Here is a 14,473-nt window from a genome sequence, read left to right as displayed (position 1 = left end):
ATGGAAAAAGTTGATTTAACAAAACAATTTGCATACCGCTTACGCGATGCCATGATCGCTGCAGGCTTTAATTCGCAACGCTCTACATCCGGCGTTTGCATTCATAAATTATCGGAAATAACCGGTTATTCGTTACAAATTTGTCGAAAATACCTTCGCGGTGAAGCCATACCCGAGCCATTAAAGCTGGTTGAAATCGCCTCGAAACTTCATGTTTCGCCAGGCTGGTTATTATTTGGTGACTCTCATGATGAGCGCGGTGTAGAGCAAGATAAGGTATCAATTAGTAAGATATTGCTTCACTATATTTTCACCAAAGCGGCAAATCTATATAATAGCCCGCTTATGGAACAAGAAGTCTCTGATTTCTTAATGGACTTGATAAATGACGTAAGTTTAATCAATGCCAATGAAGAGCAGTCAAAAAGAATTATTGATCTGGCTTTAGCTTCAGTGAAGCATTTTAGCCGGCCACATGGAACTTGAAATAAGAATGGTTTTATGGAAAATTGTCGTCATGAAGTAACGCGTCATCCACAGTTACTGGAAGTCCTTTTTGCATTTAGAAGTAAAGTCTCCTCTGTGTTCAGGGACGTTTTAGGCATACATGAAATTGATCACATCGCCTTTACTCGCATTAACAAGAATAATCAACTACTAACCCTATCTTCAACACCAGCGATGGAGTTTAATTTATTTAATAGCGCGCTATGGCGTTATGATAAAACTTATAGACATGCATGGTTTGAATTATGCGTACAGGATTATTGGCAAAATTTATATGACTATACGCGTTACGATGAACTGTATTATTTAAAGCAAATCAAACATGCTTATCCCATAGGATTAAGCCTTGCGGCAAAAATGGATGAAGAATACCTAATCTATTCATTGGCCAGCCGAAAATCCTGCGCACATACGCGCGAGTTATTTGCTAATCAACATGAAGATTTTTATAAAATTGGGCAATATTGTTCAAACAATCTAATCCCACTTTTAAATACCTATGATCCTTCATCCTCATCCCTACTACCCATTACAGGTTGAACTATGAAACACCAAAATAAATCGATACTCGGCGGCCTTATGGGGAATATCGTAGAAGCCTATGACATGTCTATCTGTTATTTTATGGCAACTGAAATGTCTCGCTACCTCATTGGCGATAACAAAGGCAACCTCACCGTTGTTTTATCTTTAGTATTTATTGCTTATTTAGCTAAACCCTTGGGTGCATTCATCCTGGGTTTATTTTCAGATTTATATGGGCGTAAAAATGTCCTTATGGTATCAATCCTGATTATGGGGGTTTCCACTGCTCTAATCGGTGTTATTCCAGGATATCAACAGATAGGCCTTGCCGCAGCAGGCTTATTATTGATCTTGCGCATCATCCAAAGTATGGCTTTAGGTTCTGAGTTTTTGAATTCAGCGTCCTTATTAGTTGAAAGTGGCGACAACCAGCAACGTGGTTTTCGTGGTTGTTGGTCCTCTGTTGGCGTAAAAGCCGGTTATTTACTTGCCTGCCTGGTTGTTGAAGGCATGCGTTATTTTGCTGATGCTCATCCAGAAATAGACTATCTCTGGCGTATTCCCTTTTTATTTGCTTTACTGACCACAATTATTGGTTTTGCCATCCGCGCCAAAATGCCTGAAAGTCTGGCCTATATTGTCTATTATGCAAATCGAGCCAAACCCTCGACGCGAGATATTTACAAGCAATCGTTAAACTACGTCAAAAAATATCCCTTCATGTTCCATTATGCATTTTTCTCCAGTTTTCTGTCAGTCACCACCGGCTTCTTTTTTTACCTCTATATTCCCTTGCACGCGATTCAGTACGCCCATCTTTCACGTTCATTAATTATGACGTCAAATACTTTAGCCCTCGCGTTAGTAACCGTGCTGATTCCGATTTTTGGTTGGCTCTCTGATAAGCAAGACCGTTTAAAAATGCTCACGTTTGCCAGCAGTGGTTTATTGGTGCTTGCATATCCGTTTATGCATGGTATTAATTATGGAAGTGCCGGTTATTATATTTTAATGCAACTGCTCATCTCGATTCCCTGCGCTTGTTATTATAGTGTGGCTACGGTATTGCTCACCGAGCTATTTCCACTGCAAATACGCTGTACTGCCTTATCAATTGTTTATTCAATTGCTGCAAGCCTGGCAGCAGGTGTACCACCACTACTTTCCGATTATTTGGCCCGCAAAACGCAAATGCCCAGCTCCCCTAGCCTCATCATTATTGTCTTGGCGGCTATTGTGTTAACTAATATCAAAATTTTGGCGCAACGATATCGTATGGGTAAAAACCAATATGCTAGTGCATCTATTAAAGATGAGTCGCCAGTATTTAGTATTCATTATAATTAAATGAGGTAGCCAGGTTAACCCACATGAAAAAATCATTGTCACTGCGCTCCTTGCAATGACACGATTTATGGTAACCGTTCAGACCTGTTACGATTTACGTACCCATTGAAATTTTTGAATATATTACGCCGGTATTGCTTACGCCAAAAGTCTATTCATCTACAACTAATGAAACCACTGGGGTTATTGCTTTGATTGCTTGCTCAATATCCTGCATGAGATGAGGCAAATGGCTTTCCTCTGCTTCATTTAACTTCAATTCTAGCTCGGCACGTAAAGTCTTTAATTTGTGATCAAGCTCAAGAATTTTTTTACGTGCATCTGTATCAATTTCATTTAGGAAAAACGGCATACCTATCTCCATGAATACGCTCCAAATAAAAAATACTTTTTAATGTAGGTTCTGGATAAGAATTCGCACGTTTATCTCTTCCGCCAATTGACTCAACAATGCTATCATTGGCCTTTTTGCAGGCAGTGAGTTGTATGTTGTTACATTTTCTTTTCATCATGGGCATTTGTGTCGAAGCGGTTACTGGCGCATTGGCTGCTGGCCGCAAAAAAATGGATTTTTTTGGTGTCATGCTCATTGCATGCATTGCTGCACTTGGTGGTGGCACTGTAAGAGACTCGCTATTTAATACCTACCCATTGACGTGGGTACTTCATCCAGAGTACCTATTATACACGTCCTTATGCGCATTTCTCACTATTTTTATTGCCCATTCACTGATAAAAATTATGAAACTCTTTTTAATCCTTGATGCACTTGGCTTATCGACCTTTGTGATCATTGGTACTCAGAAAGCGTTAAACCATGGATTATCCCCAAGTATTGCCGTAATTAGTGGTGTAATCACCGGTATTTGTGGTGGGATGCTACGTGATATTTTATGCAATGACATTCCCCTGGTTCTAAGAAAAGAATTGTATGCGGTTATCGCTATTGGAGGAGCCATCCTCTTCATTACTCTGAATTATTTTCAAGTTGCAGAAAGCCTCAGTGTGATTATTACCTTGATAAGTATCTTCCTTGCGCGTCTGCTGGCTATTTTCTTCCATATTGAAATACCCATTTTTGATTATTCGGACAAGTATTAAGAAGCGTCGAAGGAGAATAGATGTGGCTTGCAGTAAGTGTTGGCGGAATATGAAAATGTCGTCAGTGCGAGCCTTGGCGAAACAACCCAGAGCGATACCTCGTTAAAACTCTGTGCTGGGTTGCTTCGCTACGTTCGCAATGACGGAGAAAAAATTACTCAACTTCTTTAACGGAAAGAATACTTACTTCTTCAACTGGAACATCGGCATGGCCCATGCTTTGTCCCGTTTTTACTTTGGCAATCGCATCGACAACGTCCATACCTTCAACTACTTCACCAAATACGCAATAGCCAAAACCTTGCATAGAATCAGCAGTGTAGTTTAAGAACGCGTTATCTGCGACATTAATGAAAAACTGGGCTGTTGCAGAGTGAGGGTCCATCGTTCTTGCCATAGCAATCGTGCCGCGCTTGTTTAGCTTGCCATTTTTTGCTTCATTTTTTATTGGGCTTTGCGTTTGCTTTTGTTCCATATTGGAATCAAGTCCGCCGCCTTGAATCATAAAGCCAGAAATGACGCGATGAAAAATTGTGGTGTCGTAAAACCCACTACGCACATAACTTAAAAAGTTCTCTGCTGTAACTGGAGTATTTTCTGTATCTAACTGAAGACAAATGTCACCTTTAGATGTACTAATAACTACCATTATTTCTCCTGTGAATTAATTACCAACTCGCGCATTTTATCACAAACATCATGCATCACATGGATATTGTGAATCGTCGCCAGGGCAGTGAAAAGATTAGACTTCTGTTTTATTAAGTGGTGCAAATAAGAGCGTGAATAATTACGACAGGTATAACACGTACAATCCGGCATAATCGGTGACATATCATCAGCAAAGCATGATTTTTTAATTTGAATACGTTCATTCTCATACTCGCTGGCAAAACGCAGCCAATTTCCTTCTTGCACTACCTTACCGCAATACAAAGCCCCATGTCGTGCATTACGCGTGGGCGCAACGCAGTCGAACATGTCGATTCCCTCTGCAACTACGTCCAAAAGATCTTGGGGGGACATGCCCACCCCCATGGTATAACGCGGTTTGTTTTCGGGCAAATAATCGCGAACCCAACGAATTACTTCAACCGTTGTGTTCATGTCAAAACCAATAGTCTCACCGCCAATGGCAATTCCATCAGTATTCATAGAAGCGACAAAATCAGCACTTTCACGTCGTAAATCATTAAACGTGCCCCCTTGAATAATGCCAAATAAAGCTTGCTGATAGCCATAGCGTGATTCGGGGTGTTGCTGGTGATATTGGATTGATTGTTTTAACCAGCGATGTGTGCGCGTCATAATATGACTCACTTCATCTTTAGTACAACTATCAGGAGTACATTGGTCAAAAGCCATAATAATGTCTGCACCAATAATCTTCTGAGTCTCTAAAGACATTTCTGGGGTCATGTGGATTATGCCCTGCTTACCAGGCAAGATAAAGTGAGCCCCTTCTTCATCAATGGTACAAATTTCCTTATTTCTGGACAAACTAAAAACTTGAAAACCGCCGCTATCCGTGAGCATAGGGCCATGCCATCCCATAAAAGGATGCATTCCACCAGCCTTCTCAATGACCTCCATACCTGGAGCACACAGCATATGATAGGTATTACCACCTAAAATAATTTGGCTATGAGCTTCTTGTAACTCAGCAGGCATCATGTTATTCACCCCTGCACGAGTACCAACAGGCATAAATACCGGGGTGATAAATTCACCATGAGCCGTGGTAACACGGGTAACCCGGGCGTTGGTGGCCGAATGCCGATACAGCACTTCGCAAGAAAAGCTTTTCATTGTGTCAAAAATAATTCAAAAAAAAGGGATGATAGCTAACTCGACTTCAGATTACCAGTAAAGGATACTCAGAAATATTAATCCCCCCCCAATCTGTGATAAAATCATGCGCTAATTTGAACGGTAATCAGGTCTGAGACCTAAAACTACGTCATCCTGAGGAGTTTACAACGAGAGAGCCCCTGAATGTGACCTTATAGTCATACATAAACCTTATGCTACATTCAGGAACTCCCTCGCCTCGCTCAGGCTGGCTGCGTTACGTTAAACGAGGAGCAGCATTATGCCATCGCAATTCATGGTTGATATAGAGGGAACTGAACTATCTAATATAGAACGGGAACTTTTAGCGCACCCTAATGTAGGTGCCGTAATTTTGTTTACCCGTAATTTTATTAATCCTGAACAACTCGCACAATTGATTGCGGAGATAAGAAGTACTAATCCTGCTCTTTTTATTGCAGTGGACCATGAAGGAGGCAATGTCCAAAGGTTTCAACGCCAAGGATTTAGCTCCATTCCTGCCGCCCGCTCCTATGGCAAGGTTTATGATCTCCATCAGGAAGCTGGTTTAGCTCACGCCCAAGAATATGGGAAAATCATGGCACAAGAACTGTTAGCGCATGATATTGATCTGAGCCTCGCCCCCGTATTAGACCTAGAAGGCAACAGCCGTGTTATTGCCGGTTTAGATAGAGCATTTCACGCAGCTGCAGATGCCGTTGCGAAATTAGCCGCTGCCTTTATTCAAGGCATGAACGATGCAGGCATGCCGGCAGTTGGAAAACATTTTCCCGGCCATGGTTCTATAGTATCGGATTCACATATTACGATGCCAACATCCCCTGCCCCCCTGGAAGAATTAGAAGCAAACGATTTAAAACCCTTTAGTGAGCTAATTAATAAAAGTTTATTAACCGCAGTTATGCCCGCCCATGTAACCTATGAGGCTATTGATGAAAATAACCCCGCCGGTTTTTCCAAGATCTGGTTGCACGATATCCTACGCACTAAATTAGGGTTTAAGGGATTAGTCTTAAGTGATTGCTTAAGTATGAAAGGTGCCGACATTGGCAATTTAAAAACCAGAGCTGAGCATGCACTGAATGCCGGATGTGATATGTTGATCGTTTGCCACCAACCTCGAAAATTATTATTGGAGTTGATACAATCGCCCTCTATTGAGCAAACGCCTGAATCTGCCGCCCGCATTACCGCATTCAAAAAACAAATGATTCGTTTTTCTAAAGGCCATATTTCGCCCTATTCCTTGTATGGGAAAAAATCTGCTGATGAGATTCAGGTTATTGCGGGACCTAATGATGAGTTTAATAAAACGGTAGAAATTTAAGCAATATTAGTGATGCCGTCCGGTCCCGTATTAGACAAAATCGTAATACGGGATGCTACGCTAATGCGACTACATTCTTGAGTACATCCTATCAAAACGAGAGCGATGGGTATTCCAAAACAAAAACAGCCCCATAACAATCATAAAAATAAAATACATGGCACTCCAACCCGCCATAGAAATACCTAGCCAATGCCACGTGACTTCAGCACATTCCCCAGAACCCCATAACAGGGTTTGCGCTACGGTTTTCCATGGGAAATAACGAATCATAATATCCAAGCCAGGCATGCAGGCAGGGACGTTTCCCGCAGGTAATGATTGCAACCACAACTGACGGCCTGCAAAAAATAAACCTAAGGCAGCAAAAAAGACGAGCCATCCGCTAATTGCATGTGCCCTTTTCTGAGTACCAAAACTTAAACTCATAACGGCCAATAAGAAAAAGACACAAAGGCGTTGCATCATGCATAAAGGGCAAGGCACTAAGCCTACAACGTATTGAAAATAAAGTGACGCGAATAGTACCACTAAAGTAACTACTGCGTTGAATGTTTGTATTCTTCTGAAAGTTAATTTTGTCATGATCTGGGCAACATATAAGAAATTGCAGCATTCAGATCATCCTCACTGCACTTAAAACAAGTTCCCTTTGTAGGCATCGCATTTAAACCCTTTATTGAAGAAACAACTAAATCATCTAATGTTCTACCGGCTAAACGAGGTTTCCAATCTTGCTCATTGCGAAACTTAGGCGCACCCGCCAATCCATCGTTATGGCAAACAATGCAATACTGCTCATAAGTTTCTTCACCTGGCTCTTTTTTGTCAGGTGTTGCCACCGTTTTCTGTTCAGAAGGGGCTTGTCCTTGCACTGAAACCTGACCTACAGGTTGAATTCTTAACTGCGTTTCCTGTCGTTCTGTATCACTATCGGCATAACCGACAAAGGAGAAAAAAGACAAGAGCATTACAACAGACCATTTCATACCCGTACACCTCGAAAACACAATTTAAAAATCATACCTATAAGTAAGCTTTTTTTCCAGCATAGCAGATAATTATTCATTCTATGGGCTATATTAAAAATAATACAATCAAAAGGAACTGATATGGAAAACACCGAAAAGATGCAAATCCCAATGGTCGATTCATTGCAACGTCATTGGGGATGGCTGTTAGGACTAGGGATAATACTTCTGATTATCGGTACTATTGGTTTAGGCATGGACATTATGCTGACCTTAGTGAGCATGTATTTTTTTTCAGCCATGCTCTTAGTCTCCGGTTTATCGCATTTTGCAGATGCCTTTAAATACAAAAAATGGAAAGGGGCTGTTTGGCAAATTCTTATCGCGCTGTTGTATGTGATTGCCGCAGGGGTTGTGTTGTACGATCCTATTCTCGCTTCCGCAGTAATTACTGCCATGCTAGCCTGGCTACTCATTATTATCGGCGTAACTCGCATCTCAATGTCTATTTCGTTAAGAGATACTGAAGGTTGGGGTTGGATATTATTTGCTGGTATTACTTCACTGATTTTAGGTGTTTTAATTCTCATCAAATGGCCAATGAGCAGTTTATGGGTTATTGGGATGTTCATTGCCATTGATATGATCGTTAGTGGTTGGACTTATATTTTCATGGCCCTGGCACTACGTGCTGGTTATAAAAAGTAAGCCTCTTATAACCTGGATGAAGGGCACAGCTCTAGTCCAGGTTACATTTCTTGACATCAAACTCACGCTCATGCAAATAAAATGCTATGATAGCGTATCATTAAATAAGTCGTTCTAATTATCTATGAATATCAAAACGCTCCGTATTGCAACACGCCAAAGCCCTCTTGCTTTATGGCAAGCCAACCATGTGCGTGATTTGTTATTAGCACAATGGCCCATGCTAAAGATTGAGCTGGTGCCAATGACTACCTCAGGAGATAAATTCCTGAAAGATAAGCTGCTTGCTGTCGGGGGTAAGGGTTTATTTGTCAAAGAATTAGAAGAAGCCTTATTGGACAAAAGAGCAGATATCGCTGTGCATTCATCAAAAGACATGCCGACAGAATTTCCCGAAGGACTGAGCTTAGCGGTAATTTGTAAACGAGATAATCCCTTTGATGTCTTGGTCAGTAAACAATATAGTCGTTTGCAAGACCTCCCCCCTCAAGCAATTGTGGGAACAAGTAGTCTCAGACGCCAATCACAATTACTAGCCTACCGACCGGATTTATACATCAAACCACTGCGTGGAAATATCAATACTCGCCTGGCTAAATTGGAGTCTGGCGAATACCAAGCCATAATATTAGCGGCTGCAGGCCTTGAGCGCATGGGATTTACTGACGCAATTCGCGAACAAATTCCCGAGCACCTTATGCTTCCCGCATGCGGACAAGGAGCATTGGCTATTGAATGCCGAACCGATGATCAGGAAACTCAAGCCCTAATTGCCGGACTCAATGATCCTACCTCCGCTATTTGTGTACACACCGAACGTCAGGTGAATGCCTTATTAGGAGGCAACTGCCATGTGCCTTTAGCTGTTTTTTGTGCACCAGTCGCCGCCAATCAATTGATGTTGCATGCCAAAATATTAAACGAGGACGGTACGCAAATCCTGAGCAATCAACAAACGGGCACCTTGAAAGATGCACCCCAATTAGCCAAACGTTGTTCTCAAGAATTGCTTGCTCAAGGTGGAGCAGAACTTCTGGCATCGGTTCCTAAATGAATCGCTCCCTGCAAGGGTTACGTATTTTAAATACACGCCCCCAAGAACAAGCTCAGCACCTAAGTGAGAGCATCCGGGCGGCACAAGGCATCGCCATCGAATTACCCACGTTGGCAATTCAAGCATCTGTGGATTGGCTCAGCCAACTGCCCGATTTAAATGGCGTACAACAGGCTATTTTCATCAGCGCGAATGCCGTTAAGCATTGTTTTATGCAACTGAAACAAGCTCAGATTCATTGGCCATCAACCATTGAGGTCATTGCTATAGGCAACGGCAGCACCGCGCTACTTAAGCAATTTGCGATATCGGTACATGCCACCCCCTTAATACCAGATAGCGAGCATTTATTGGCATTGCCGAGCCTTAAACACCCACAGGAACAAAAAATTCTTTTATTTAAAGGTGAAGGCGGAAGACCTCTTATTGAAGAAAGCTTGTTGCAACAAGGTGCTGATTTAATTGCATTAAATGTATATCAACGCGCCCTGCCAAAAATAAATGAGCAATTTATAAAATCAATCTGGCGCGATGATTTAGTGGATATTATACTGTTAACTAGCGAGCAGTCTATGCACCATCTTTTTCAATTATTTCCTAAAGATGCTCATCATTGGCTGCGCAGTAAAACATGCCTGGTTATTAGTGAACGCCTGGCTCAAAGTGCCTCCTCATTGGGAATAGAACATATTATTCGTAGCCATCCCGAGGGGATAATGAATGCATTGTTTGACTCTGTTATCAAGGATTAATTTATGGCCAATGGCAATGAAGAACAAAAAAAAGCATCCGAAAAACAACCAAAACAAACTATGGAGCAAAACAATAGTCCGTCAATGAACAACCAAAGCTCGACTGCAAGAACTAAATCGGCCATGGCCGTTGGAGCGGTTGTAATTGCGATTGGCGCCCTTAGCTCTTCACTATATACGCTATCGCTCAATAAGCAGTTACAAGCGCAATTAATCATTCAGAGCAATCAAAACAATCAAATAAACCAGCAATTAGATAAATTAGAACAAAAGGAAGGTAAGACCCAAGCACAACTTGAATCCAAGACAAAGATGCTTGAAGAAACGCGCTCTACGCTACAAAACCAATTTGGCGAGTTAAACAAACAGTTGCAAACGGCGATGAGCCAGCGATTTTATCAAAATCAAAATTGGCTGTTGCTCAAAGCCCGTTATTATCTTGAATTAGCACAAATCAACGCCCACTGGAACAACAGCTTTGATGCCACCATCAGCTTATTACAGCAATCGGATCAGTTATTACGGCAATTAAATGACCCTAAAATTTTTGAGATCCGACAAGCAGTAGCTAAAGACATTGCAGAATTAAAAGCAACCCCAAAAATGGACCTTGCTGGAACACTAAGCCAATTGGATGCGGCGCAAAATAGCCTTGAGGATTTAAGTATTGCCTCGGTGTTAAGTGAGATGAAACCAGCAGCAGAGACACCTGCCAGCCCCGAAAATAAAACATCAGTATGGCGCCTTCGCTGGCAAGATAGCATGGATGTATTAAGCAAACTGGTGGTCATTCGTCGTAATGATGAGCAGATTAAACCACTAATATCTCCTGCTCTTGAAGCAATACTCAAAGAAAGCATTCGCATGGATTTGCAGCAGGCGCAATGGGCTGTACTCAATAATAATACCGAGGTCTATCAATTAGTACTCAATCAGGCAATAAATACCCTGAAAAAGAATTTTAATGAAAATGCCACCAATACTGCAGCACTTATAAAAAAATTAACCGAATTACAGCAAATTCAGTTAACACAAAAAAGACCGGAAGTTGGGGTTAACTCCTTACCTTTATTAAATCAATTAATTGATTCCAAAGAACCAGCTGCCAAACCGGCCGATAAAGAAGGACAGGGAGGAACCCCACAATGATGCGTCTTTTTATTGCGTTTTTCATCTTATTGGCCGCAATTATTTTAGGGGTTCAGCTCAATAAAGATCCGGGTTATGTATTAATTGCCATAAATCATTGGACCGTTGAAACCACCTTATGGGTTATGATTTTAGGCTTAATTCTGGTATTTCTTATCGTCTATTTAGTTGTCCGCTTATGCCACAAAGTTACCCGCGCCCCGAAAGCGATGAGTCTTTGGCACTCTAAGCGCTTAGCACAAAAAGCTCAAGCCATTACGCGTAAAGGCTTAATCGAATACAGTGAAGGATATTGGGATAAAGCGAAGAATCATTTAATTCAAGCCCTGCCTAATACCGATACCCCGCTACTGAATTACTTAACCGCTGCGCGTGCGGCTCAAAAGATGGGTGATAGCCAATTACGTGATGACTTTCTTCGTGAAGCACAACAATCAATGCCCGAAGCAAAGATTGCTGTTGAACTTACGCAAGCACAATTACAATTGGCAAATCATCAATGGGAGCAGGCATTAGCCACGCTAAGACACTTGCATGATATTGCTCCGCGCCATCCTTATGTTTTAAAACTACTCGTGCAATTGTATCAAGAGGTTCGTGATTGGCCTCAACTAATTGCCTTACTGCCTAGCTTGAAAAGATATCATGTGCTCGAGCCACAAGAGTTTGGAGCACTACAACATAGTGCTTATTTGCAAGCGCTGACGGATTTAACGAAGCAAAACCAGCCTGAGGCAGTAACGGAGCTATTTAAATCATTGCCCAAACCCTTAGCAGCAGATCCCAATATTGTTACCGAATATGTGCGTTTCTTACTCAAGGACAATGAGCATACCAAGGCCAAAGAATTATTACGCCGTAACTTACGTAAGGAATTTAATCCTCAACTCGTTACACTTTATGGCTCATTGCCCAGTGATGATAGTCAACTTGCCTTTGCCGAAAGCCTATTAAAAAAACATGCGCACTCAGCAGAACTTTATTTATGTTTAGGGCAATTATGCATTAATCGTCAGCTATGGGGTAAAGCGAAATATTATCTTGAACAATCAAATGAAATCGAACCATCACCTTTGGCATATATGACTCTCGGCAAGCTACAGGAAAAATTAGGTGATGCCAGTCAAGCTTGTGATAGTTATAAAAAAGGATTGGCGTTAACAACAAATCATGTATTGGTGTAAAAGAAAATTTGGATGACACACTTATTTAAACAATATATAACTTATAAACATGTGGCGAGGCTTAGAGAAGACTAAATTACCGCGGCTTTGACCGCGGCATCCAAATTTATATTGCGTCTCACTCCGTACTTATGAATATCGCGGTCAAGAGCATTATATTGCGCGACAACCTTATGTAAAGCGCCATTTTTGCGAGCACCCATCCTACATTCCATTTATAAAGAGTAAGGTGAATTACCGGTTAAATCCGACCTCCCATATAATTCAAGTTCTAAATCAACAATTTGTGTTGTGTTAATGCGTTGATTCTATTGGTGTAGTCTTGATCTATAACCTGCACCTCTTCTGGATTTATTTTTTCACTTTTGCCATATAACCCATGTAATTTGTCATTGCTCATAGTCAATTCTTAAATAATGTTCTTGATTAATCATTCTACTCGAGGGTTTTGGGTTGACTATCCTCATCAATCGTGGATTCACGCGCCCCATTAAATTGTGCTTTCAAATCGTTAAATGTCTGGGCAGAATACGCCATATCAATCTTATCTTCCGCTTTATAGACAGCTCCACCTTTACCATAGGACGCAAACGCTTCCTGAACTTTATTTGCCGAACCATTATTACTAATCACGGTTCCACGTTCAAGAAGTGGTGTGGTACACAACGCGGCCTCAATCCGTTCTGCTTTTGCAATTACACCTCGTGTATACCAGCGGCTGCTATCACGTAAATTGCTTGCGGCGTTCTTCACAGCGAACACCTCAGCCGAACTTACGGAAGCCAATACCGCTTCCAATTGTTTTTTAATTTCCGCTAATTTTTGCGGATTTTCACTATGTTTTTTCAGCTTTTTTCTCATATCGATCACATAAGTTTGTAAAAGAAGGTCTTGATCATTCACCTTATGGGATAAAATATTTTTCAATATTTGCTTATGCTCTCTCATTTGCACGAAGTGATTCTTGTGCGAGAACTTCTATTCTTGCCACTGCCGGCTCAGCCATTTCTTTTTTAATCCAGGTTTTTCCTGAGCCATTTAACCTGCCTCGAACAACCTGATGAGAGGAATTACTTTGCATCGCCAAGGGATTTATAAAAAACCAGGGTTATGACAATTGTCATTGCATGCTGATTGGCTCTTTTCTACCTGAATAGTTACATGTTGAATACTAAATTCCTGCCTTAACTGTTCCGTCCACTCCATCCGTGATTCGTCGCTTAATTCGATTTCGGGCATGTACAAATGTACGGACATTGCATTTTCCTGCGTGCTCATAGCCCAAATGTGCAAATCATGAAAACCATCAACCCCTGGTTTGGCTAACAAAAACTCACTCACTGCAGACCAGGAAATATTCTCTGGCACGCCATCAATAATTAGTCGGAAACTATTAACAAATAAAGACCAGGTCCCTTTTAAAATAATACCCGCAATCAGTAAACCCACGACCGGATCAAGCCAGAGCCATCCAGTAAAATAAATTAAGGCCGCAGATACCACGACCCCAACAGAAATTAATGCATCGTAAAATAAATGCAGATAAGCACTCTTGATATTAAGGTCATCAGTGCCACGCATAAATAAAAGTGCGGTTGAAAAATTAATAACAATGCCAATACCGGCCACAATCATAACCGATATCGCTTGAATTTCCGCAGGAGAAAACAATTTATACATTGCTTCGGTAGCAATAATACCGCAGGTGAATACCAACAAAATTCCATTGGCGAGCGCAGATAAAATAGAGGTTTTTTTCAGTCCATAGGTAGCTTTCATCGTGGGAGCTCGTTTCATCAGACTGGTTGCAACCCAAGCTAAAACCAAGCTCAACACATCCCCTAAATTATGAAATGCATCAGCTAATAAACTGGTTGAGTTTGATAAGTAAGCAAACACAATTTGCAAAAGAACAAATAGACCATTCGCAATAATTGCAATTAAAAAAGCCCGATCATAGGTGACTGGGCCATGCGAATGAGAGAGCATAAGCAAATATTGAAAAATATTTTATC

General features: G+C 41.3%; 18 protein-coding genes and 1 pseudogene. 10 read left to right on the top strand and 9 right to left on the bottom strand.

Features of this window, described 5'->3' with window-relative positions:
• The 3 genes from ACQY7T_RS07615 to ACQY7T_RS07605 are packed head-to-tail and all read left to right on the top strand — an operon-like array spanning position 1 to position 2,379.
• The gene (locus ACQY7T_RS07615; RefSeq protein ID WP_428412401.1) at positions 1–486 is read left to right on the top strand and encodes a helix-turn-helix domain-containing protein; all 486 of its coding nucleotides are present in this window, start codon (positions 1–3) and stop codon (positions 484–486) included.
• Positions 487–501: 15 nt separating this feature from the next.
• Positions 502–1,047: a hypothetical protein gene (locus ACQY7T_RS07610; protein ID WP_428412400.1), complete on the top strand. Its 546-nt coding sequence runs from the start codon at positions 502–504 to the stop codon at positions 1,045–1,047.
• 3 nt (positions 1,048–1,050) lie between these two features.
• Positions 1,051–2,379, top strand: a complete 1,329-nt coding sequence (locus ACQY7T_RS07605) for an MFS transporter (RefSeq protein ID WP_428412399.1) — start codon at positions 1,051–1,053, stop codon at positions 2,377–2,379.
• A gap of 151 nt (positions 2,380–2,530) precedes the next feature.
• Here ACQY7T_RS07605 and ACQY7T_RS07600 read toward each other — a convergent pair whose 3' ends face one another.
• Positions 2,531–2,731, bottom strand: coding sequence for a hypothetical protein (locus ACQY7T_RS07600; protein ID WP_428412398.1), 201 nt, complete (start codon positions 2,729–2,731; stop codon positions 2,531–2,533).
• A gap of 134 nt (positions 2,732–2,865) precedes the next feature.
• Here ACQY7T_RS07600 and ACQY7T_RS07595 point away from each other — a divergent pair.
• Positions 2,866–3,493 (top strand): annotated as a pseudogene (locus ACQY7T_RS07595) (trimeric intracellular cation channel family protein); the annotation flags it as partial.
• 141 nt (positions 3,494–3,634) lie between these two features.
• On the opposite strand, the gene ACQY7T_RS07590 reads toward ACQY7T_RS07595, so the two are convergent.
• Positions 3,635–4,129, bottom strand: a complete 495-nt coding sequence (locus ACQY7T_RS07590; protein ID WP_428412396.1) for a peptidylprolyl isomerase — start codon at positions 4,127–4,129, stop codon at positions 3,635–3,637.
• A complete protein-coding gene (gene tgt / locus ACQY7T_RS07585) occupies positions 4,129–5,289 on the bottom strand; it encodes a tRNA guanosine(34) transglycosylase Tgt (RefSeq protein ID WP_428412395.1) in 1,161 nt (386 codons plus the stop codon). The genes ACQY7T_RS07590 and tgt overlap by 1 nt, the downstream gene beginning before the upstream one ends.
• A 283-nt stretch (positions 5,290–5,572) precedes the next feature.
• Here tgt and nagZ point away from each other — a divergent pair, with 283 nt between their 5' ends.
• Entirely contained in the window at positions 5,573–6,640 is a 1,068-nt protein-coding gene (gene nagZ / locus ACQY7T_RS07580; RefSeq protein ID WP_428412394.1) for a beta-N-acetylhexosaminidase, read from the top strand.
• Between the two features lie 69 nt (positions 6,641–6,709).
• On the opposite strand, the gene ACQY7T_RS07575 is transcribed toward nagZ, so the two are convergent.
• Positions 6,710–7,225, bottom strand: coding sequence for a disulfide bond formation protein B (locus ACQY7T_RS07575; protein ID WP_428412392.1), 516 nt, complete (start codon positions 7,223–7,225; stop codon positions 6,710–6,712).
• A complete protein-coding gene (locus ACQY7T_RS07570) occupies positions 7,222–7,629 on the bottom strand; it encodes a c-type cytochrome (RefSeq protein WP_428412391.1) in 408 nt (135 codons plus the stop codon). The genes ACQY7T_RS07575 and ACQY7T_RS07570 overlap by 4 nt, the downstream gene beginning before the upstream one ends.
• Before the next feature lie 123 nt (positions 7,630–7,752).
• Between ACQY7T_RS07570 and ACQY7T_RS07565 the strand changes: the two genes are divergently transcribed.
• The 5 genes from ACQY7T_RS07565 to ACQY7T_RS07545 all read left to right on the top strand — a co-directional run bounded on the left by ACQY7T_RS07565 (position 7,753) and on the right by ACQY7T_RS07545 (position 12,458).
• Positions 7,753–8,319, top strand: a complete 567-nt coding sequence (locus ACQY7T_RS07565; protein WP_428412389.1) for an HdeD family acid-resistance protein — start codon at positions 7,753–7,755, stop codon at positions 8,317–8,319.
• Positions 8,320–8,443: 124 nt separating this feature from the next.
• Positions 8,444–9,373, top strand: coding sequence for a hydroxymethylbilane synthase (gene hemC / locus ACQY7T_RS07560; protein ID WP_428412388.1), 930 nt, complete (start codon positions 8,444–8,446; stop codon positions 9,371–9,373).
• Positions 9,370–10,125: a uroporphyrinogen-III synthase gene (locus ACQY7T_RS07555; protein ID WP_428412387.1), complete on the top strand. Its 756-nt coding sequence runs from the start codon at positions 9,370–9,372 to the stop codon at positions 10,123–10,125. The genes hemC and ACQY7T_RS07555 overlap by 4 nt, the downstream gene beginning before the upstream one ends.
• A 3-nt stretch (positions 10,126–10,128) precedes the next feature.
• Positions 10,129–11,274 carry a uroporphyrinogen-III C-methyltransferase gene (locus ACQY7T_RS07550; RefSeq protein ID WP_428412385.1) on the top strand — a complete coding sequence of 382 codons (1,146 nt, stop codon included), beginning with the start codon at positions 10,129–10,131 and terminating at the stop codon, positions 11,272–11,274.
• Positions 11,271–12,458 (top strand): heme biosynthesis HemY N-terminal domain-containing protein, encoded by a 1,188-nt coding sequence (locus ACQY7T_RS07545; RefSeq protein ID WP_428412383.1) that lies wholly within the window; start codon positions 11,271–11,273, stop codon positions 12,456–12,458. Before ACQY7T_RS07550 ends, ACQY7T_RS07545 begins: the two co-directional genes overlap by 4 nt.
• Positions 12,459–12,529: 71 nt before the next feature.
• Here ACQY7T_RS07545 and ACQY7T_RS07540 read toward each other — a convergent pair whose 3' ends face one another.
• The 4 genes from ACQY7T_RS07540 to ACQY7T_RS07525 form a co-directional block, all read right to left on the bottom strand.
• A complete protein-coding gene (locus ACQY7T_RS07540) occupies positions 12,530–12,661 on the bottom strand; it encodes a hypothetical protein (protein ID WP_428412382.1) in 132 nt (43 codons plus the stop codon).
• A gap of 68 nt (positions 12,662–12,729) precedes the next feature.
• Positions 12,730–12,858, bottom strand: coding sequence for a hypothetical protein (locus tag ACQY7T_RS07535; protein ID WP_428412381.1), 129 nt, complete (start codon positions 12,856–12,858; stop codon positions 12,730–12,732).
• A 35-nt stretch (positions 12,859–12,893) separates the two neighbouring features.
• Entirely contained in the window at positions 12,894–13,406 is a 513-nt protein-coding gene (locus tag ACQY7T_RS07530) for a hypothetical protein (protein ID WP_428412380.1), read from the bottom strand.
• A 144-nt stretch (positions 13,407–13,550) separates the two neighbouring features.
• Positions 13,551–14,447, bottom strand: coding sequence for a cation diffusion facilitator family transporter (locus ACQY7T_RS07525; protein ID WP_428412379.1), 897 nt, complete (start codon positions 14,445–14,447; stop codon positions 13,551–13,553).
• Positions 14,448–14,473: the final 26 nt, after the last annotated feature.

Source organism: Legionella sp., from assembly GCF_965140895.1.
In the GTDB taxonomy this organism is placed as follows: Bacteria; Pseudomonadota; Gammaproteobacteria; order Legionellales; family Legionellaceae; genus Legionella.
The sequence above is the reverse complement of the archived record's forward strand: the minus strand, read 5'-3'. Positions and strand labels throughout refer to the sequence as shown.